Origin of the sequence: Synechococcus sp. CS-197 (genome assembly GCF_025128215.1) — a bacterium.
Classification (GTDB): Bacteria; Cyanobacteriota; Cyanobacteriia; order PCC-6307; family Cyanobiaceae; genus Synechococcus_C.
In genome coordinates this window covers 201104-219904 of sequence record NZ_JAHLZC010000021.1, presented here as the reverse complement: position 1 = coordinate 219904, position 18801 = coordinate 201104, and the positions used below count along the sequence as shown (strand labels likewise).

Genomic DNA, 18801 nt, shown 5'->3' with positions numbered 1-18801 from the left:
CGACCGATGCCGGGACCGATTGCCCAGCTGCTGCTCAGTCTTCTCTGGACAGTCGCTGGGGTGCTGTTAATCGTTGGGGGGGTTTGGTTGTTTGATCGCCTGACCCCTCTCGACTACCGAGGCGAGATTCGCAAGGGCAACATCGCAGCGGGCATTGTTGTTGCAGCTGTTGTGCTCGCTGTGACAGCTGTTGTCGTCAGCGTGATTCTGGTCTGACCCATTCTCTGAACCCGATTGAGCGCTGGTTTGCGCGTCAGGGCTGGACCCCGATGCCCTTCCAACGGTCCACCTGGGCGGCCCATCTCGAGGGTCGCAGCGGGGTGATTCAGGTGCCCACCGGTTCGGGGAAGACCTACGCCGCCGTGATGGGGCCCATCGCCCACATGCTCGCGTCACCCTCCGAAGCAAAGGGCGTTCGACTCCTCTACATCACGCCCCTGCGGGCCCTGAGCCGCGACCTCGCCCTGGCGATTCAAAATCCGATCGACGCCATGCAATGGCCCTTGAGGGTCGCCATCCGCAATGGAGACACGCCAACGGCCGAACGCTCACGCCAGATCAAATCGCCACCAGAGATTCTGATCACCACGCCTGAGTCGCTCTGCGTGCTTCTGGCTGGTCGACACTGCGAGCGCCTGTTTCAGACCCTCGACACCGTCATCCTCGATGAATGGCATGAACTGATCGGCAGCAAGCGAGGGATTCAGGCAGAACTGGCGCTCAGTTGGTTGCGGCAACAACGCCCCGGGCTGCAGACCTGGGCCATCAGCGCCACCATCGGCAATCTGGAGGAATCGGCACGGCATGCCCTCGGAGACCGATGTGAACCCTGTCTGATCACCGGAGCCCCCAAGCGGGGACTAAGCGTGAGCAGCATTCTCCCGGACAGCATTGATGGCTTTCCCTGGGGAGGACATCTCGGCCTCAGACGCTACGAAGACCTGGTGGGATCCCTGGTTCCCACCACCAGCACGCTGCTCTTCACCAACACCCGCAACCAGGCGGAACGCTGGTTTCAATGCCTGCGCTATGCCTGCCCTGAGATGGAGGGACTGCTGGCTCTCCATCACAGCGCTTTGGATCGCAGCGAGCGCGAGGCGATTGAAGCCTCGGTGAAAGCAGGGACCATGCTTTGGGTGGTCTGCACCAGCTCCCTGGATTTGGGGGTTGATTTCCAGCCGGTGGAACAGGTGGTGCAGATCGGATCTCCCAAGAATCTGGCCCGCCTGCTGCAGAGAGCCGGGCGTTCGGCCCACCTGCCTGGGGGAACCTCCCAGGTGTTGTTCATGCCAACCAACGCTCTTGAACTGCTGGAGCTCAGTGCCGTGCGCCGCGGACTGGAGAACGGCTTGGTGGAGGAACGACGCCCACCCCATGCCCCCTTGGATGTGCTGTTGCAGCACCTCACCACCCTCGCCTGCGGACCGGGTTTCTGTCCGACATCAACCCTGGAGGCCATTCGTGCCACCGCCAGCTACGGGCAACTGACGCAAAGCGACTGGGACTGGTGCCTGCGCTTTCTCGAGCAGGGGGGCGATTGCCTCGGGGCGTATCCCCGCTACCGGAAATTGGAAGCCACAGACGACGGACGCTTCGTGATCCGCGAGACGGCCATCGCCAGGCTGCACCGCTTCAACATCGGCACGATCACCTCCGCTCCGTCCATTCGCGTGCGCTTCGTGCGCGGCTCGGTGCTCGGTCACGTGGAAGAAAGTTTCATCAGCCAGCTCAAGCCCAAGGATGTGTTCTTTTTTGCCGGACGCCAGTTGGAGTTCGTGCGTCTGCGCGAAATGACGGCTTATGTGAAAAGCACCACCAAAAAAAGCACGGCGGTTCCAGCCTGGGCTGGCGGGCAGATGTCGCTGTCTGATCTGCTCACCCACCATCTGCGCGAGGAAGTCGCTCGGGCCGGGCGCGGGGAGCTCGACACACCGGAACTCAAGGCCCTGGAACCGTTGTTTGAGCGGCAGATGGATCTCTCCACCCTGCCCGCAAGCGATCAGATGCTGATCGAAACCTGCCGGACTCGAGAGGGGGTTCACCTCTACGCCTACCCCTTTGAAGGCCGCTTCGTGCATGAGGGACTCGGCTTCCTGTGGGCGACGCGCCTCACGCGCGTGCAGAGGGGAACGATCACAGTGTCGGTGAACGATTACGGATTTGAACTGCTGGCACCGAGGGGCTATCCCATCGATCAGCTGCTGGAGGACCATCTCGACACGCTCCTCGATGACGCATCACTGGAAGAGGATCTGGAGCAGGCCCTGAACCTTTCGGAATTGTGCCGACGCCGGTTTCGCAGCATTGCCCAGGTGGCGGGGCTGCTGGTGCAGGGATACCCCGGCAAGAACAAATCCACGGGCCAACTTCAGATCAGCGGTTCGCTGCTGTGGGAAGTGTTCAGCAAACACGAACCCAACAACCTTCTGCTTCGGCAAGCCAGAGACGAGGTGTTGCAGGAGCAGCTCGAGCTGCCCCGACTGCGCTCTGCTCTGAGGCGAATCCGCCGAGGGGACACCCTGCACTGCCCAACACCCCGACCGGGCCCACTCGCCTTCCCCCTGCTGGTGGAACGCTTGAACAATCGGATGACCAACGAATCCGTGCAGGAACGCGTGCAACGGATGATGCGGGAGGCATTGCGCGTGGAAGCTGACTAGGTTCCGCTCATCCAGCTGATCCTGGCCATGGCGCGCGTGCTTGAAGTGTTCCGCCAGTTTCTGCTGCTCGGATGCACCTCGTTCGGGGGTCCAGTGGCCCACCTCGGCTATTTCCGAGAGCGTTTCGTGCAACGGGAGCAGTGGCTCACCGACGCGGCCTACGCCGACCTTGTGGCCCTCTGCCAGTTTCTGCCTGGCCCCGCCAGCTCCCAGGTTGGGATGGGCATTGGCTTACTGCGCGCAGGGTGGCCGGGCGCCTTGGCAGCCTGGATCGGATTCACGTTTCCATCGGCGATCCTGCTGGTGCTGGCGTCGGCTGTGCTGTCAGCCAATCCGGAGTGGCTGGCAGGAGGTTGGATTCAGGGCTTGAAAGTGGCCGCCGTTGCCGTGGTGGCGCAGGCCGTGCTCGGCATGCAGCGAAAGCTGGCACCGGATCGGGGCCGCGCCAGCCTGATGGCTTTTGCAGCTGTGTTGGTGTTGCTGGTGCCTCTGGCCTGGGTTCAGCTTCTTGCCTTGCTGATCGGCGCGGTCGCAGGGCTGACCTTGCTGTCTCCACCCGACGATCGCGCCTTGGGCCACGAACGACTCACTGTCCCCGTACGCCGAAGCGTGTCGATTCTTCTGCTGCTGGTGCTGGTGGGTTTGCTGATCGCCCTGCCCTGGCTCACAGCGGAGGCACGACCGGTGGCGATCCAGCAAGTGGCAGGGTTTCTTCAAGCCGGCTCTCTGGTGTTCGGTGGAGGGCATGTCGTATTGCCCCTGCTGGAGCAGTCCCTGGTTCCTCCTGGGTGGATCAGCCTTGATCAGTTTCTGGCCGGCTATGGAGCAGCTCAGGCTGTCCCCGGGCCCATGTTTAGCTTTGCCGCCTTTCTCGGCTTTGATCTTCGCGGCGGGTTGCAGGGCATCGGCGGCGCGCTGATCGCGCTTCTGGCCCTGTTTCTTCCGGCTTTTTTATTGATCGGAGGCGTTTTGCCGTTCTGGAGCGACCTCGGCACACTGCAAGCGATGCGACGCGCCCTGAAGGGCATCAACGCTGCAGTGGTAGGCGTGCTGCTGGCAGCTCTGTTTCAACCGGTTTGGCTCGCCGGCATCAAGACCAGTGCCGATTTCAGTCTGGCGTTGGTGGCCTTCGTGCTTCTGGTGGGTTGGAAGCAACCGGCCTGGCGGGTCGTTCTGATTTGCGGCCTGGTGGGAGGCTTTGCCCTCTCGTCATGAGCCATCAACCGACCCTGTTTCTTGTCGTCCTCGGAGGACGCACGGCGACATGCCACGTGGAACTCCACGATGTGCGCTGGGTGGTGGGGACCTGCATTGAAGACACCATTCCAGCGCTGAAACGCGAATGGTTCGGCTTGCAGAAGGGACTGCATGTGGATAGCTACAAGGCCATCACCCATGTGGATGGCTTTGCAATTCACCTGGTTCCGTCAGCCATGGCCCAGGTAGAGCCCTCAAAGCGTGATCAGTCCGGCCCAGTGGATCGCTTGTGGTTCGTGAATCTCGGCGGTTATGCGCGGAACTCGCTTCAAGAACAGCATCAATTCGGCCTAGTGGTGGCCAGATCTCAGCAGGCCGCCAAGGCCCGGGCCAAAGCCCGATGGTTGAAGGCATCCCTGCAAGTTCACAAGGATGATCTGCATGGGATCGACTCAGTTGGCGACGTCGATGATTGTTTGCCGATCGACGGCATCAGCGGATGGCGGATCAGCTTGGAGTTCGTGCCCAATGCAGCGGAGACGGATCTGACGCCTGACTGGTTCGGCTACTGGCGCATTGATGGCCGATTGCCGAGGCCAAGGCCGGAAGCGGTGATCTGATGCAACGTCAACCCTGAGCGAACCGCCACCAGGACTGAACGCGCTCAGGGCTTCCGTACCAGGGCGCACCGAACAGCCCACCATGGGCGGTGGCGTTCAGCACGAGATGACGCGCATCCTTCAAAAGAGCCGAACAGACCGGCACGAGGCCATCTCCTGTCACTGCAGCATCCCCGACGATGCTCTTGTAGCTGCCGCCGGCACTGCGCCGACTGAAGGCTGAGGCCATGGCAGCACTGAGATCCAGCTCGCCGGCAACAGCCACGTAGTCCACTCCGGCTTGATGGCAACCCGGGTAGCGGCGATCCACCATGGCGCGCAGGGGGGTGGCGCGGATGGCCTGATGGGGACTGCCGAGCGTGACCAGGCGGTTGCAGCGATCAGAGCCGCCATAACGGCGACCCTGGAAGGCGTCATCACTGAGATAGAGGCGCAACATGACACCCCCGGAGCTGTGGCCGACCAACGTGACCCGCCCACTTGTGGACAGGGTCTGTTGCTGCTCAACCGCTGCTGCCACACGGTCGAGCACGCGCCGCCAGCCAAATCCCCAGCTGGTCAGCAGCCAGTCGAGGCGACTCACCGGAACGACCACCACATCCGCCACGCCGGATTGCCTGATGGCGTCAGCCATCGGCTGATACGCCTCCTCAGTGATCAGAAATCCACCAAGGATCACCACCGGCTGATGGGGGTCGACGGGTTGCATCACTGCAGTGCAGGGGTTTCAACGCCATCATCAGAGCAGACGATCAGCGCGCCATGGCACCGGAAAGGGTCGCCGACTACCCCAGGCCACCACGACTGGAGCCCAGCGACGATCACGTTCTGATCACTGTTGGCGGTGAGGTGCTCTTCGATGGCAAGGGATGCCAACGCGTGCTCGAAACCTTTCACCCTCCCACTTACTACTTGCCGCCGACGGGGATCGCCAGGGCCTTGTTGTCCCCCGCAGCAGGACGAAGTTTCTGCGAATGGAAAGGGGTGGCGGAGTACTTCGATGTGGTCACAGCCAAGGGCAGGATTCATCGCGCAGTGTGGCGTTATCCATCGCCCACACCATCGTTTCAGGCCATCGCTGGATGGTTCGCGCTGTATCCGGGTTTGATGCAGGGATGCTGGGTGAATGCTGAACCGGTGATTCCCCAGCCAGGAGGTTTTTACGGTGGGTGGATCACATCAGCTGTTGAAGGGCCATTCAAAGGGGATCCCAAGCACCCGGAGCTGATCTGAACCGATGGAGACACTGATCCGGTTGCTTCAAGACCATCCCAATGACCCGTCCATCCCGGAGTTGATCAAGGGAGCAGAAGCTGCTTTTGAGGTGAACCTCAATCAGCAGAGCGCACAACTCAGCGGAGTCTGGGATTTGCGCTGGAGCAGCGCCAGCCAACCCTGGCTGAAGCAAGCACCATGGTTGGACAATCTGCAGATCCTCGACCCAGAACGCAGCCGAGGCATGAACGTGCTGAGGTTCAACGGTCCGCTTGCACGTTTGGCGGCGATCACAGTGGAAGCAGACCTCTCGATCGCCAGTGCCACCCGCGTTTCGGTTTGTTTCCGCAAAGGGGGCTGGGTCGGTCCTGGATTGCCAGGAGGAGGCCGCCTGGCCTTGATGAAAACAGTGAATCAGGCCTTTCCAGCCTGGCTTGACATCACAGCCCTGAATGAAACGCTGCGCATTTGCAGAGGCAATGCAGGAACAACGTTTGCGTTATTGCGACGCCACGATCTCAACCTTGAATCGTTCTTCACCTGATCAGGTGAATTATATGAAATTGGTTATTATTTTATAAATTTTTACTCAAACTGCCGTTTAAAGCAGCGCTCAAAGAAGAAATAAGAAAAGAACAATCCATGTTGTTCCGATCAGAAAAAACTTGTCTGAACCCCTGTCGATATCGAACAGTTCGTAGGGCTCTGGAATCATTGTTGCTATGGATCAAAGGGTTCACCGTAATGGATCGCCCCCGCAAGCGTGAGTCCCTTCAGGACAACCGCGGCGGGCACCTGCATGTGAGGAGGCATCAATTTAGTTTCTAGGGAAACGATTGAAGTGCAAAGTCTCTGTTAACTTCCCAGTCTGAATGAAGCCTATTGCGTCATGCAACGGTTGCTCTGGCTGGCCGCGATGGTCACCCCCTTCATGCTCACCCCTTCTGCCTTGGCTCAGAAGGAAATTCCCAAGGCTCCTGGCCATGACCAATGCCCTCTGGGTTACGTGAACACCCTGGGCAGCACCTGCGTATCACCCATTTACTACGAGGTTGCTCCCACCTATGGCAAAGCCTGCCGCTCTGGCTGGATCAACATCGGTGCTGGCTACTGCAAGAAGAAGACCCTGGGAATCTTCTGAGCGTTCGATGCCATTCGCTGTTGCGCTGGCCATGTTGCGGAGGCGTGATCGCTGGTTGCTTCAACTTCGCGATGACATCGATGGCATCGCAGCACCGGGATGCTGGGGACTCTTCGGCGGTCATCTCGAACCCGGAGAGTCTCCCGAGGAAGCACTGCGCCGGGAGCTCGAGGAAGAAATCGGCTGGTGCCCTGACAAGCTCAGGCCGTGGCTCAGCCACATCACCGCCGTGCGCAGAGCCCACGTGTTCGTGGGCGAGCTTCAGCGAGATCTTGACCAGCTTGTACTGAATGAAGGCCAGGACATGGTTCTGGCCACTGCAGCGGAACTGCGGTTTGGCCGAATCCTCAGCCCAAAACTGAAGCAAACCCGTCCGCTGGCGCCGACGTTGACACGCATCACGGCCGAACTCGACGCGATCGCTTAGATCGACTGAATCACAATCACCAGCAGCAAGGCGATCGCTGCAACCACCAACCAGAAAGCCAGACCCTTCTGCCCTGAGGTCACCGCAGCTCTGCGCACCCTTCCCCCGCGTTGATCGACCGGCGTCCCGCAATGGGAGCAAACGAGACGACCGCCGAGGGAACGATCGGCGCGAAAACTGGTGGATCCGCATCGGCTGCAACGGCTGGTCATCGAGATCCCATCGGCTCAGCAGCCACAATCACCCCATGGCCCTTCAGCACGCAAGCCGGCACAACCCACCTTGGCTGGACCTTCAAGCCATCGAGGCTTGGGCCGGAGGTCAACGCATTGTCGAAGACTTGTCCCTGCGGCTCTGGGTGGGCGAATCCACAGCCATTCTTGGACCCAACGGAGCCGGTAAAAGCACGCTCGTCAAGCTCATCAGCCGCTGCCTTCATCCCGTGGTGCAACCGCAGTCCCACCTGCGGCTCTTCGGAGAGGAACGCATCAATCTCTGGTCGTTGCGTGAGCGCTTGGGTGTGGTGGATACGGAACTGCAGCAGCGCATCCCCGACGGAATCCCTTGCCGCGAGCTGCTGCTCTCCGCTTTCTACGGCGCCATCGGACTCAGACGCGGGCTCGATCCCAGCGCCGAGCACATTCAGCAATCCGCTGACGCTCTGGAGCAATTCAACCTCTCAGACCTGGCCACCTGCCGATTCGGCCGTCTTTCCGATGGACAGAAACGCAGCGTGCTGATTGCAAGGGCCATGGTGCATCAACCACAGGTGTTGGTGCTTGATGAACCGACCAATGCCCTCGACCTGCGCGCGAAGCACGGGTTGCTGGCGCAGCTCAGACAGCTCTGCAGGGCGGGCACCACGGTGATTCTGATCACCCACCAGATCGACGCGATCATTCCTGAGATCTCACGTGTGGTGGGGATGCGCCAAGGAGGTGTCGTTGTGGATGGCGCGCCCACAGAGGTTCTCAACGATCGCGTGCTGTCGGAGCTGTTCCAAACGCCTTTGAGGGTTTTGGAATCCGGTGGTTACCGTCAGGTCTTGCCGGCATAATCCTTGCGATTCAGAGCCAAGCGGTCATGAAACCCTTGATGCCGCTGGCGCTCCTTGGCCTCCTGAGTGTGGTGCACACCAGCGCGGCTCGCTCGGAACGTTTCAGTGCGGCACGTGCATCTGTACCTGTGCCCCCCTCTCTCGAGCAGCTGCTCAAGGACGCCGGCTGCAGAACGGAGATCGCTCCTGAGCAAACACTCGATCGCTTCCAGGCAGCCGCACTGCTGGAGGACTGTTGGCAACTTCAGGGATCGGCACACGAAGCAGTAAGGAGATTGCTCAGCGAACTCAGCCATGAACTGATTCAGCTGCGTCGCGACCGGGTGAATCAGCTCAGTGCGTCCGTCGAGAGCCTGGAGGCAACAGCGTTCTCTCCAACAACGCGTTTAAAGGGCGTCACCACATTCATCATCGGAGGCAATGCCTTCTCTGGCTCCTCCGACACGCTGAACAACGACCTCCGCAGCAGCTTCGGTGGATCGATCGTTGGCTACGACGAGAAGCTGATTCTGCGAACGAGCTTCACGGGCAAGGATCTGCTCAATCTCCGCTTGAGAGCTGGCGATCTCGATTCAGACCGAAATGCATTCGGTGGCGGCGGACCAAGCCAACTCTCGGAATTGGAGGTGGCGTTTCAGCAAGGACTCGTCGCAGACCGCCTCGGTGTCAATCGCGCCTGGTATCAGTTCCCAGTGGGTGAGAACTGGACCTTCACCGTCGGTAGCCGGGTGAACCAAAGCGTGATGTTGGCGATGTGGCCCAGTGTCTACCCCGACGACACCGTGTTGGATCTGTTCACCCAGGCCGGTGCTTCAGGGGCCTACAGCAGCAATCTCGGCGCCGGTGGTGGTGTGATGTGGGAGCGAGGACCGCTGAGCTTCAGCCTGAATTACATCGCCGGAAACGGTGAGAACGGGTTTTCCGGATCGGGAATGATCGGGGTGGATGCAGGCAGCAGCGCTACCGCACAGGTGGGCTACGCCGCCGAGACGTGGGGAATCGCCGCAGCGCTGGCGACCATCCAAAACGGCTTCAACATCATTGATTACGCAAGCCCCTTTACCCTGCGCAGCTTCAACCAACCCGGCATCACCACAGGCACAGCACTGAGCGGGTATTGGCAACCCGATAGGAACGGATGGGTCCCTTCAATCAGTGCCGGGTGGGGGTGGAACAGCACGCGCTACCGCCAGAGCGTGAACAGCGACGGACTGGTGTCGATCTCCCAGTCATGGACGGTGGCTTTGCAGTGGAGCGATTGGCTGTGGGAGGACACGTCCATGGGGATGGCTGTGGGCCAGCCGATCTTTGCGACCGCATTGAAGGGAGGAGCAACACCTGACGACGCCGGTTACGCCATGGAGGGCTGGATGATGGTGCAGATTTCAGATGCGATCAGCGTGACGCCCGCGCTGTTTTACCTCAGCCGACCCTTGGGAGCGGATACCCCCCAGGGCACATCCCTGAGCCAGCTTGGTGTGTTCATGAAAACAACCCTGCGATTCTGATCTGCGGCACCCGATGTCATAACCTCGCCTCGCGCACGACGTGACGTCTTGAACAGCAACGCCAGAATCGATGCTCTTCAGCTGATGCTGACCGATCTGCGCACGCGCAATGAACCGATCCGGCACAAGGCGGCATTCCGCGGATGCCAGCCTGAATTTCAGGCCCTCGTGACCCAACTGATTGAACAGTTGGAAACTGAATTACTCGAGGAGAAGCAACGCTTTCGCGCCGCTCAGCGCGACTGATTGCGATACGCGGAAGGTGCAATCACGAGAAACAACCACCACCAGCACGCCACGGCCAACGCCACTGGACCTGTAATCCAGAGCCGGTGAAGCACCAACCAACTACCAGCCACCACGAGCAGGCCGGTGAGAACGATTGTCCATGGCTGACACCACCATGGCTTGTGCGACCACAGATCGGTGTCAGTCGTCTCAGTCATCGCAGAGACTCAATCTGGCCACTCTGATGCAGCTGTTGGAGAGCGGTGTAATCGCCGAAGTAGTCCCCATCAACGAATATCTGGGGGAACACCCGGAGGCCGCTGCGCTTCTGGCAGGCTTCAAAAACGCTGTCGGACTCGACAGAGATGATGGTGTGGGGAATCCCCTGCCGCTCAAGCAGCTGGCGTGCACGGTGGCAAAAGGGACAGCCCGGAAGAACCGCGAGCTCAACCCGTTCCTGGGAGATTGGAGCGGTTTGTGCTGTTGCTGCATCCAGCCCGAGCAGCAGCTGTACGCCCTTATGGACGGTGGTTCCTGCTTCGAGATGCCCGCCCCAAACCTGACAGGCACCATCGGAAAGACTGAGATGGAGGTGCACACCTTGGGGTGACACCGTGCCATTCAGCGTGATCACTTCAAGAACGCCTTGCATCCTCGTTGGTTGGGGCTGACCAGGGCACTGAAAGCAGGCCTCAGAAAGATCGCCGACCACACCGAGAACAAATCCGCTGAGCTGCTGATCGGAGGCGAGTTGATGGAGGGATTGGTGAAGATCCTGACCGGGTTCCAAATTGAGGGTCAGGGTGTCCATGCAGGTCCCGAGAGAGCGGCAACAGAATAACGCCAGCCAACCAAGCGGCTTCGCGTTACGATTGCGTTACGCATTCGGTACAAGAACGTGTCATTTCTCCAGGATCTGCTCCGGGAACTCCAGGATCAGCTGCAGTCTGAACATCAGGAGATCAGCGCTGGACAGGTTGCCGAAGCCGCTGAGTCCGAACGGGTCAATGTCACCCTTCCTGCCGGTGTGATGAATCGCCTCAAGCAGCAGGCACTCGCCGAAGGGCGCAGCTGCAGCAGCCTCGCCACCTTCTTGATCGAGGATGGTTTACGCAGGCACGGAACCCTGCACTAACCGCGGCTTCGAAGCGATCCAGTTCATTGCAACAACGCGTCCGTGATCGTTTTCACCTCACCCTTGCGCTGCAGATCGAGCAACACCACATCGATGGGCGTGCGCAAGGGACTGTCGATGGGCAGAACAAAGCCGTAGGTCTGATTGGCCAGGCTGAAAGGAGCAATCTTGAACGGCGCCTCAGGGTTGTTCTGGAGGTAGTAGCGCAGGGGCGAACCATCAAAAATCACCCCCTCCACAGCACCCTTGCCGAGCAGGGCAATGGCTGCATTCAGTGTTGGGGCCGTCTTTGCCCGAGCGCCATAGATCTTCGCCCAGGTTTCGCTGGTCGTGCCATCCACCACGGCAACGGATTTGCCCCGCAGATCAGAGCTTTCGCGAATTCCTGTGGGGTCAAGGCGCGTCAACGACACCGTGAAGGCTGAGGCCAGGCCCGCCGTGATCGATGACAGCGCCAGAAGCGACATCACCATCCAGACCCCTGCAATGGTGCGACCGGTTTTGGACAGCGGGGCCCGATCGCCATAGCCAACGGTGGTGAGCGTGACCAGAGCAAACCACATGCCATTGCCCACACCTTTCAGGTAGTGCCGGGGGAATTGAGCTGCATTCCGCCGGCGTTCCGCCAACCAGATCAGATTGCCCACCACAAACAACAGCAGCATCAAGCCTCCGGCTGAGGACAAGGCAGCCCAACCGAAAAAGGGACGAAGCCGCGCGAAGAGACCCGGTGCTCGCAAGGGCAGCAGCAGGTCTTCAGTGCCGTGGAAATACGGCTGGGTGAAGTCGATCTTGGGGTTGGCCAGACGATCGGGGGTGATGCTGATCGGTCCGATCGCCAGATCCACCTTTCCATTCACCACGGCGTCGATATTGGCTTCCGTTGTTGGGAACTGGATCAGCTCGTAGGTGCGGTTCAGACGATCGGCCGTTTCATCCCAGATCTGAACACTGATCCCCTCCAAGGCGACGCCATCCTTCATCAGGAAAGGGGGAGAACCACTCACTCCTACGCGAAGCGCCTGGGCAAGAGAAGGGCCCGGCCAAACCAGCGCCGTCAGACCTGCCAGCAGGAATGCAACGTTCACGCGCACCACTTCAGCCGTTGTTCTCAAGCCGGCGCACGATGACACCCATGGCGACCAGCGAACCGAGCAGGGCCAGAAGCAAGGCGAGGGTCATTGAGGCTCAGGGAAGCGTGGAACCCTGAGGTTGCCATCTTCAGCCCCGAGAATCCACTCCGCCACCTCCATCCGCAGCGCATAGGCACATTCGAAGCGCTCTTGCCGCTCAAGGGACATCAGCCGGCGCTGGAGCCAGTACAGAGTTTCTCCCGCAGGAGCCAGGGGTTGGGAAGCGCTTGCCATTCGACCGACCCACAATGCGGTGACATTGCACGAAGGAGGGATTCTTTGGCTGCCATCGACGCTACAGAGACGAATTCGGCGTTTCCGATGGGCGGCTGCGGTTGGCGTTGGCGGGAGGAGCACCTGGTGCTGCTTCCCGATCGGGCGATCTGGAGAGAGGCGAGCCGAGACCTGCTGGTGGCCGATCTTCACCTCGGCAAGGCGGAGGTGTTTCAGGCCTTTGGGATTCCACTGCCGAGTGATGAGGATCGCGGAACCCTGAGCCGTCTCGCGCAGGTCTGCAGCTCCTGCAAACCCGAGAGGGTGATCATCTTGGGCGACCTGATCCACGGTCGCCAGGGGCTCACCCCCCGATTGCTGCACGACCTCGCCACGCTGCCTGAACAGCTTGGCGCCCAGATCCTTCTGGTTGGGGGCAATCACGACCGAGACCTGCGATTGCCGGTGCTTCCCCGCAACCCCTCATTCCGTCTGGGCAGTCTCTGGCTAAGCCACGAACCTGAACGCGGCCCAGACTCGGCCATCCTGCTCAATCTCTGCGGTCATATTCATCCGGCAACGACACTGCGCCAGGGTGCCGATCGCCTGCGGCTTCCATGTTTTGCCTACGACGAACTCGAGCAGCGAATGCTGATTCCTGCCTTTGGAGAGTTGACGGGAGGGCATGACTGCGGTCACCGTTACCGCAAATGGCTGGTGGCTGAGGGCGCCATCGTTCCGTGGCTCACTCCCGAACCCCAACAAGGAAAGCGACGGCACGCCCGGTGAAGCGGAAGCCTGCGCCCACGACCGACCAGAAACGTCGGAGGCGTCCGCGACGACGCAGAGGGTTGGGGGTGCGCAAACGCTGGCTGATTCTTGGCTTTCCGGTCGTCGTCTTTGCAGGATTGCTGGCACTCGCACCCGGCACACCCAAGCCTGAGCCCACACCCCGCACGGACCAACAGCTCAAGGGAGATGCGCTCGGTCCCTTCCGCTATCAACCCGATGATGAGGTGTATGCCCTTGATTTCGACCCGCGCAAAGTCAGGCTGGGACTCCTTGAGGGCTGGGATCGCGAACAGGATGCATTCGAGGACTCGGCCGCACTGGCTTATGTGTCCGGGCCGATGTACGAGCGACACATCGATAACGGCGGTCAGGAGATCACCGTTCCCCTGGGGGACCTGAAGTTCGGTCAACGCATCTGGAGAGGTCGAAACCGCACAGCGTCCCGCCAAAGGGCTTTCGTTGGAATCCGAGACGACGGCCGCGTGGACTTCGGCTACGGGGAACTGACCCCTGAACGCGAGCAGACCTACGACATGTTCATCGGCGGACTGCACAGCATCTACAACGATCTTGAGACCCCCCCCGAGAGCTACAAAGGCGCTTACAGCATCAGCATGGGGCAAAGAATCCGTTACTACCTGCCGCGGATCCGAATGATCTTCGGCCTGCGCAGCGACGGAAGGCTGGAGATGCTGATGAGCAAGGACGGCCTCACCCTGGAGCAGACGAAAGAACTCGCACGGCGACGGGGCTTGGTCGCGGCTTACATGCCCGACCATGCTTCCAAGAGCCGTCTGATCATTCCAGGCGTGAAGGGATTCACCGAAGAAGATGCCAACTGGATCAGCGGCGGAGCAACCAGTTTCGTGCACGTTCCCTACCTCCTTCGCCTCAGCGAGCGACGCAATCAACTGCAGGGCGGCCTGGTTGCCAACCTCTCAGAGCGTCTGCAGTCCCAGGCATCCTGCGACGGCCCTGTCGATTGTGCGCGGATGGCAGGGACGCGTTTGGCTGACCGAGCCTTGGCCGGGCTCAATCGTGTGATGGAACAGGGTGTGGAACCGATCGCCCGCATGATCTGGACGCCGAAACCGTCCTCCCGTGAGTCCGACACGGCGCCAACGGCCTCACCTGGGATCGGCACACGTTCACCCCTTCCGGAACCGCCAATCACTGCGGATCCACTCGTGCTACTCGAACAACCAGGCGGAAATGAGCGTTCCGCACCGCTGGAGCCAACGCTGCCGCCGATCGACACGGGTCTGCCCCCCGATCTGCCCCCACCTGAGGTGATTGAGCCCCGATTGCAGGAGGAGCTCCCCACCACTCCGGCTGAAAGCGCATCGGCACCTGTCACGACGGATGCTGATGACAGCAAGAACGATGCAACGGAAACGTTCGTGGGAGCACCACCTCCACCGCTGTTACCCCCACCTCTGCCCTGAAATCAGCGGCGGAAGATGCCGTTGCAGTCCCCACGAGGCGGCTTGGAGAAACACACATTTTCTGGGGACCAGTAGCCGATCGCAGGGAAACGCAGTCCTTGGCGACGCGCTTCCGCATTCACAGCCTCCACCCCTTTGGCGGTGATCAGAACGTGACCGGGGCCCTCGACCTGATCGAGAAACTTCTGTTCCGGCATCTCCTTCAGCGCAGAGGCCACAATTGGCGACGCAGTCAACGCGGCACAGCCTGTGATCAGCAGCGAGGGAAGCAAACGGTTGAACATGGCGGAATGGCTGAAATTCAGTTGGAGGTCACGACCACAGGAGTGCCGACATCCACTTGCTTGAAGAGGGTGACGACATCTTTGTTGAGCATGCGGATGCACCCCAGGCTGACGGCAGCCCGCAGCTTCACCCAGTTCGGCCAGGCGGTGCCGTGAATCGCGTATTCGCCAGAGCCGATCTGGAAATAAGCCATGTAGCGAACACCCACTGGATTCTTGGGTCCAGGCGCGATGACCTTGCCGCCCTTGTGATACACCGGTGCTTCCTCTTTGCGCGTAATCGCGTAACTGCCGGAAGGGGTCGGCGATTCTGGAGCCCCGATGGCAACGGGGAAGCGCTCCACAACTTTGCCGTTGTCGAGAAGGGTGAGATATCTCTGTTTAAGGCTGATCTCAATGGTTTTTTCCGCCCGCGCCTGCATCGGAGCCAGTCCCAAGGACAACAGGGCCATTCCCGCCGGCAGGGCGATGCGCCAGGAAGGGATGGACATAACGGAACCGCGTTTGCGCGTCATTGTGACCCACATCGGGTCGGGCTAGCGTCTCCCCACTTACCACCGCCTTCCGTGTCCCCCACTTCCGCTCTCCGATCCCTGCTCCGCTGCGGACCCTTGCGCGGTGTGATCGGCGCAAGCCTTGGACTCACGGCTTTGCTCGCTCCCGGCGCTCACGCGGGGTTCTCACCTGAAGAGCTGGCTGCGTTTGAGGTCACCGAAATGCGGGCCACGGTGACCACCGCGCTCCCTAAAGAAAAGGTGATCGAGGTGATCGACCCTCACGGTCACAAAGAGATTCTGACGGTGGGCATGGATCTCGCGCCCCTGGGTCTGAAAGCGGGGGATGAAGTCAGCCTCTCCATCCTCGATGGCCTGGTGGTGGAGCTGGAACCCAGTTCCAGCAAAGATTTGAGCTTCAACCGCGAAGACATCATCCTGCCCATGGATATGGGCAGGCTCAAAAAGGGCATGCGCGTGGCCCTGGCCTCGGGGACCGGCCGGGTGATCCGCATTGATGCCAAGGACAACTCCATTGATCTGCTGGGACCTCTCGGCGGAATCAACAACCTTGATGTTGTTCCCACTCCGGGAGTGAATCCCTTTGACCGCCTCAAGGTTGGAGACACCGTGGACTTCCGGCTGATCCAGCCCCTGGCCATCGATGTGCAGAAACTGCCTGCGTCGCAAGCCGCGGCCCAGAGCTACAGAGTCAACGGTCAGGCACCGATGGTCAGCACCGTGATCGATGACGGCGCGGCCCTCAAGAGCGAACTGCTTGAAGCCTTCGAACTGGCTCAGCTGAAGGCCACGATTCAACGGATCGTTCCCGGACAGAAAGTGCTCGAGGTGAAGGGCGCCCAGGGGCACACCAGCCTGCTGACCAGTGCCATCGATCCCACAGCTGCGGGCCTCAAACCTGGAGATCAGGTCTCCATCGAGCTTCTCCAAGGCCTGGTGGTGGATCTCAGACCCTCGAACCAGACCACGCTCAGCTTCCAGCGGGAAGATCGCCGGCTCGGCAACGCCTTCGGTCCGCTCCCTTCAGGGACTCGGGTCGCCATGGCAACCGGAACCGCAGAAGTGGTTCGGCTGTCGCGCACCGATCACAAAGTGACCCTGCGCGGCCCTCTCGGAAAGATCCACAAACTCGATATTCGTCCTGAACTCGAGGACGAGGTATTCGCTGACCTCAAGGTGGGCGACATGGTGGAGTTCAGGCTGATCAAGCCGATCGCCATCCGCATCCAGCCCCTGGCCCAGCGCTAGGGCTGGGCGGACGCCAAGGCTCTCACCACATCACCGCGGGTGAGCATGCCAACGGGCCGGCGCTCGTCATCGATCACGATCAATCGCTGCGTTCCCTTCTCGTGGAGCATCGATGCCGCTTTTGGCAATGGCAGGGAATGGGCACAGGAATGGCTGTCACGACTCATGAGGTCGGCCACCGTGTTGCCCAGCACCTGGTGAACCTGCTTGTCCCAGTTGAGCGGATTGCGCAGGTAGATCACGCTATCGAGAAGCATCACGTAAGGCCCGGCATCCACCCCGCTCTCCCGCACCATCAGGTTCTGTTCGGTGAGTTCGCCCACAAGCGTGCCGTCATCACCAACCACAGGCACACCGCTGATGTGGTGATCGCTCAACAGGGTCACGGCATCCTTCAGCGGCGTCTCTGGGGTGACGGTCAGCACCGGAGCGGACATCACCTCCCCGACCGTCTGCTGGAGCACCATGGGACCTAATCAACTGCACGCATTCTGAGCCTTGGTCTCTCCATGGCGATCCTGGGCGGATCGACTCACCCTTCTCCGTGCTGTTCTTGGAGCCCCTGTGCTGCTGGCGCTTGCCGCCGAACAGTTCTCCACAGCATGGATCCTGCTCCTCCTCGGTGCTCTCAGTGACTGGGCTGATGGCTGGATGGCTCGCAAAGCCGACGGTGGCAGCAGCTGGGGAGCGCGGCTCGATCCCCTGGCGGACAAACTGCTGATCAGTGCCCCCTTGATCTGGCTCGCCGCCGAGCAGGTGCTGCCCCTTTGGTCGGTCTGGCTGCTGATGGCCAGGGAACTCCTGATTTCCGGTTGGCGCTCAGCAAGCCAGAGCGGAGCGCCGGCGTCCTGGCTTGGCAAAACAAAAACCACCCTGCAGTTCCTCAGCCTGTTTCTGCTGATCTGGCCGCCAACGTGGGGGGTCGATTCAGTGGTTGCGGGCTTGCATCAGCTGGGCTGGAGCCTGTATTGGCCAGCCCTTGGGCTGGCCCTCTGGTCTGGGCTGGCTTACATCAACCCTGGGAAAACAGGGCCTCGTCGCCGCTGAAATCCGGACTGGGCGTGGGGTTCAGCTGGTAATCCCGTTGAAAACTGTCCGCCATCGCCGTGGCCGCATCAAAACGGGGCATCCAGGCCAATTCGCGCTCCACCCTGGAGACATCGGTCAGAAAGTGACTGAGCCGCAGGGGGAACGCCTTGCGCGCTTTCGGATCGAGACCACTGGGGTCGAACGAGCGCAGATCCAGATCAGCGAGCTCGCGGCCACAGGCCTTGGCGGCCGCAGCAATCAGGCCTCGAAAAGTGATTCCGCGGTGGGACGAACAGTTGTAGACACGGTTGCAGGCGGCATCCACCTCAAGACTGCGGGCCATGGCCTCAGCCAGATCCTCCACATGGCCAACCTGGGTGATTGTGGTTCCATCACCAGGGAGCGGAACCGGGCGCTGGTTCACGATGCGATCGAAAAACCAACGCTCCACCGGGTTGTAGTTACCGGGTCCAACGATGTAGGTGGGCCTGAAACTCGTAAAGGGAATCCCCTCACGCATCAGCCAAGCTTCGGTTTCAGCCTTGCCGGCATGACGACTCTGCGGATCCAGGGGGCTCTGCTCATCCAGTGGCCAGGTGTCGCTGCCGGCGTAAACACCGGCGGAGCTCACGTAGAGGAAACGGTGGGAGGGAGCTCCAGTGCGTTCAATCACCTTTTGGCTGTCAGCCAGGGTGCGACCGGAGCTGTCGATCACCACCTCGAAGCGGCGACCCCGAAGCTGCTCCAGGGCGGCGGCGTCCTGGCGATCACCAATGCAGGACTCCACCCCCTCAGGCAGGGGCTGCCGGCCGCGGGTGAACAGGGTGAGCTGGTGACCTTGTTGCAAAAGGCGGCTCACGAGGGGTTTCCCAACGAAGCGGGTCCCACCCATCAACAGGATTTGCACAGTCAGTCCAGCGGATCGGCAGCCATTGAAGCGTGCTCAACCCAGCC

The 18801-nt window shown here is 60.7% G+C and carries 26 protein-coding genes; 16 read left to right on the top strand and 10 right to left on the bottom strand.

What is annotated here, in order from left to right; genetic code table 11:
• Positions 1 to 6 precede the first annotated feature (6 nt).
• From KQ296_RS11605 to KQ296_RS11590, 4 genes are read left to right on the top strand one after another with little or no spacing between them, the layout of a single operon-like run.
• Positions 7 to 216, top strand: coding sequence for a DUF350 domain-containing protein (locus KQ296_RS11605; protein ID WP_011933097.1), 210 nt, complete (start codon positions 7 to 9; stop codon positions 214 to 216).
• Positions 213 to 2660 carry a ligase-associated DNA damage response DEXH box helicase gene (locus KQ296_RS11600; RefSeq protein ID WP_041428484.1) on the top strand — a complete coding sequence of 816 codons (2448 nt, stop codon included), beginning with the start codon at positions 213 to 215 and terminating at the stop codon, positions 2658 to 2660. The genes KQ296_RS11605 and KQ296_RS11600 overlap by 4 nt, the downstream gene beginning before the upstream one ends.
• Before the next feature lie 27 nt (positions 2661 to 2687).
• Positions 2688 to 3875 carry a chromate efflux transporter gene (gene chrA, locus KQ296_RS11595; RefSeq protein WP_011933095.1) on the top strand — a complete coding sequence of 396 codons (1188 nt, stop codon included), beginning with the start codon at positions 2688 to 2690 and terminating at the stop codon, positions 3873 to 3875.
• Positions 3872 to 4477: a DUF1543 domain-containing protein gene (locus tag KQ296_RS11590; protein ID WP_011933094.1), complete on the top strand. Its 606-nt coding sequence runs from the start codon at positions 3872 to 3874 to the stop codon at positions 4475 to 4477. The genes chrA and KQ296_RS11590 overlap by 4 nt, the downstream gene beginning before the upstream one ends.
• A 7-nt stretch (positions 4478 to 4484) precedes the next feature.
• On the opposite strand, the gene KQ296_RS11585 is transcribed toward KQ296_RS11590, so the two are convergent.
• Positions 4485 to 5186: a triacylglycerol lipase gene (locus tag KQ296_RS11585; RefSeq protein WP_011933093.1), complete on the bottom strand. Its 702-nt coding sequence runs from the start codon at positions 5184 to 5186 to the stop codon at positions 4485 to 4487.
• Positions 5187 to 5239: 53 nt separating this feature from the next.
• On the opposite strand from KQ296_RS11585, the gene KQ296_RS11580 reads away from it, so the two are divergent.
• From KQ296_RS11580 to KQ296_RS11565, 4 genes are all read left to right on the top strand, one after another.
• On the top strand, positions 5240 to 5710 hold the full coding sequence (locus KQ296_RS11580; protein ID WP_011933092.1) for a DUF427 domain-containing protein: 471 nt from the start codon (positions 5240 to 5242) through the stop codon (positions 5708 to 5710).
• A gap of 4 nt (positions 5711 to 5714) precedes the next feature.
• The gene (locus KQ296_RS11575) at positions 5715 to 6236 is read left to right on the top strand and encodes a PAP/fibrillin family protein (protein ID WP_011933091.1); all 522 of its coding nucleotides are present in this window, start codon (positions 5715 to 5717) and stop codon (positions 6234 to 6236) included.
• A gap of 345 nt (positions 6237 to 6581) precedes the next feature.
• Positions 6582 to 6833 (top strand): hypothetical protein, encoded by a 252-nt coding sequence (locus KQ296_RS11570; protein ID WP_011933090.1) that lies wholly within the window; start codon positions 6582 to 6584, stop codon positions 6831 to 6833.
• A gap of 7 nt (positions 6834 to 6840) precedes the next feature.
• Positions 6841 to 7260, top strand: coding sequence for an NUDIX domain-containing protein (locus tag KQ296_RS11565; protein ID WP_011933089.1), 420 nt, complete (start codon positions 6841 to 6843; stop codon positions 7258 to 7260).
• Here KQ296_RS11565 and KQ296_RS11560 read toward each other — a convergent pair.
• A complete protein-coding gene (locus KQ296_RS11560) occupies positions 7257 to 7472 on the bottom strand; it encodes a Zn-ribbon protein (protein ID WP_011933088.1) in 216 nt (71 codons plus the stop codon). The two genes, KQ296_RS11565 and KQ296_RS11560, sit on opposite strands and share 4 nt — an antisense overlap.
• A 35-nt stretch (positions 7473 to 7507) precedes the next feature.
• Here KQ296_RS11560 and KQ296_RS11555 point away from each other — a divergent pair, with 35 nt between their 5' ends.
• The 3 genes from KQ296_RS11555 to KQ296_RS11545 are packed head-to-tail and all read left to right on the top strand — an operon-like array spanning position 7508 to position 10071.
• Positions 7508 to 8317, top strand: a complete 810-nt coding sequence (locus tag KQ296_RS11555; RefSeq protein ID WP_011933087.1) for an ABC transporter ATP-binding protein — start codon at positions 7508 to 7510, stop codon at positions 8315 to 8317.
• 26 nt (positions 8318 to 8343) lie between these two features.
• Positions 8344 to 9825: an iron uptake porin gene (locus KQ296_RS11550; protein WP_259726502.1), complete on the top strand. Its 1482-nt coding sequence runs from the start codon at positions 8344 to 8346 to the stop codon at positions 9823 to 9825.
• A 48-nt stretch (positions 9826 to 9873) separates the two neighbouring features.
• Positions 9874 to 10071: a hypothetical protein gene (locus KQ296_RS11545; RefSeq protein WP_041428482.1), complete on the top strand. Its 198-nt coding sequence runs from the start codon at positions 9874 to 9876 to the stop codon at positions 10069 to 10071.
• On the opposite strand, the gene KQ296_RS11540 is transcribed toward KQ296_RS11545, so the two are convergent.
• The gene (locus KQ296_RS11540; RefSeq protein ID WP_011933084.1) at positions 10059 to 10271 is read right to left on the bottom strand and encodes a DUF6737 family protein; all 213 of its coding nucleotides are present in this window, start codon (positions 10269 to 10271) and stop codon (positions 10059 to 10061) included. The two genes, KQ296_RS11545 and KQ296_RS11540, sit on opposite strands and share 13 nt — an antisense overlap.
• Positions 10268 to 10864 carry a PCC domain-containing protein gene (locus tag KQ296_RS11535; RefSeq protein WP_011933083.1) on the bottom strand — a complete coding sequence of 199 codons (597 nt, stop codon included), beginning with the start codon at positions 10862 to 10864 and terminating at the stop codon, positions 10268 to 10270. The genes KQ296_RS11540 and KQ296_RS11535 overlap by 4 nt, the downstream gene beginning before the upstream one ends.
• A gap of 87 nt (positions 10865 to 10951) precedes the next feature.
• Here KQ296_RS11535 and KQ296_RS11530 point away from each other — a divergent pair, with 87 nt between their 5' ends.
• A complete protein-coding gene (locus KQ296_RS11530) occupies positions 10952 to 11188 on the top strand; it encodes a ribbon-helix-helix domain-containing protein (RefSeq protein ID WP_011933082.1) in 237 nt (78 codons plus the stop codon).
• A gap of 23 nt (positions 11189 to 11211) precedes the next feature.
• Here the strand turns inward: KQ296_RS11530 and KQ296_RS11525 are convergent, their stop codons facing one another.
• Both KQ296_RS11525 and KQ296_RS11520 read right to left on the bottom strand, forming a co-directional pair.
• On the bottom strand, positions 11212 to 12285 hold the full coding sequence (locus KQ296_RS11525) for a transporter substrate-binding domain-containing protein (protein ID WP_011933081.1): 1074 nt from the start codon (positions 12283 to 12285) through the stop codon (positions 11212 to 11214).
• An 81-nt stretch (positions 12286 to 12366) separates the two neighbouring features.
• Complete coding sequence (locus KQ296_RS11520) at positions 12367 to 12555, bottom strand: hypothetical protein (RefSeq protein WP_011933080.1); 189 nt, start codon at positions 12553 to 12555, stop codon at positions 12367 to 12369.
• Positions 12556 to 12642: 87 nt separating this feature from the next.
• On the opposite strand from KQ296_RS11520, the gene pdeM reads away from it, so the two are divergent.
• Together pdeM and KQ296_RS11510 are read left to right on the top strand one after the other, a co-directional pair.
• Positions 12643 to 13323 carry a ligase-associated DNA damage response endonuclease PdeM gene (gene pdeM / locus KQ296_RS11515; RefSeq protein WP_011933079.1) on the top strand — a complete coding sequence of 227 codons (681 nt, stop codon included), beginning with the start codon at positions 12643 to 12645 and terminating at the stop codon, positions 13321 to 13323.
• A 62-nt stretch (positions 13324 to 13385) separates the two neighbouring features.
• On the top strand, positions 13386 to 14771 hold the full coding sequence (locus KQ296_RS11510; RefSeq protein ID WP_011933078.1) for a hypothetical protein: 1386 nt from the start codon (positions 13386 to 13388) through the stop codon (positions 14769 to 14771).
• Positions 14772 to 14773: 2 nt separating this feature from the next.
• Here KQ296_RS11510 and KQ296_RS11505 read toward each other — a convergent pair whose 3' ends face one another.
• Complete coding sequence (locus KQ296_RS11505; protein ID WP_011933077.1) at positions 14774 to 15055, bottom strand: hypothetical protein; 282 nt, start codon at positions 15053 to 15055, stop codon at positions 14774 to 14776.
• Between the two features lie 17 nt (positions 15056 to 15072).
• Positions 15073 to 15546 (bottom strand): L,D-transpeptidase, encoded by a 474-nt coding sequence (locus tag KQ296_RS11500; RefSeq protein WP_011933076.1) that lies wholly within the window; start codon positions 15544 to 15546, stop codon positions 15073 to 15075.
• 75 nt (positions 15547 to 15621) lie between these two features.
• Between KQ296_RS11500 and KQ296_RS11495 the strand changes: the two genes are divergently transcribed.
• Entirely contained in the window at positions 15622 to 16818 is a 1197-nt protein-coding gene (locus KQ296_RS11495) for a hypothetical protein (protein WP_011933075.1), read from the top strand.
• Here KQ296_RS11495 and KQ296_RS11490 read toward each other — a convergent pair.
• Positions 16815 to 17285 carry a CBS domain-containing protein gene (locus KQ296_RS11490; RefSeq protein WP_011933074.1) on the bottom strand — a complete coding sequence of 157 codons (471 nt, stop codon included), beginning with the start codon at positions 17283 to 17285 and terminating at the stop codon, positions 16815 to 16817. The genes KQ296_RS11495 and KQ296_RS11490 overlap by 4 nt on opposite strands.
• A gap of 31 nt (positions 17286 to 17316) precedes the next feature.
• Here KQ296_RS11490 and pgsA point away from each other — a divergent pair, with 31 nt between their 5' ends.
• Positions 17317 to 17865: a CDP-diacylglycerol--glycerol-3-phosphate 3-phosphatidyltransferase gene (gene pgsA / locus KQ296_RS11485; protein WP_011933073.1), complete on the top strand. Its 549-nt coding sequence runs from the start codon at positions 17317 to 17319 to the stop codon at positions 17863 to 17865.
• Here the strand turns inward: pgsA and KQ296_RS11480 are convergent.
• Positions 17831 to 18754, bottom strand: coding sequence for an NAD-dependent epimerase/dehydratase family protein (locus KQ296_RS11480; RefSeq protein ID WP_011933072.1), 924 nt, complete (start codon positions 18752 to 18754; stop codon positions 17831 to 17833). The genes pgsA and KQ296_RS11480 overlap by 35 nt on opposite strands.
• Positions 18755 to 18801 lie beyond the last annotated feature (47 nt).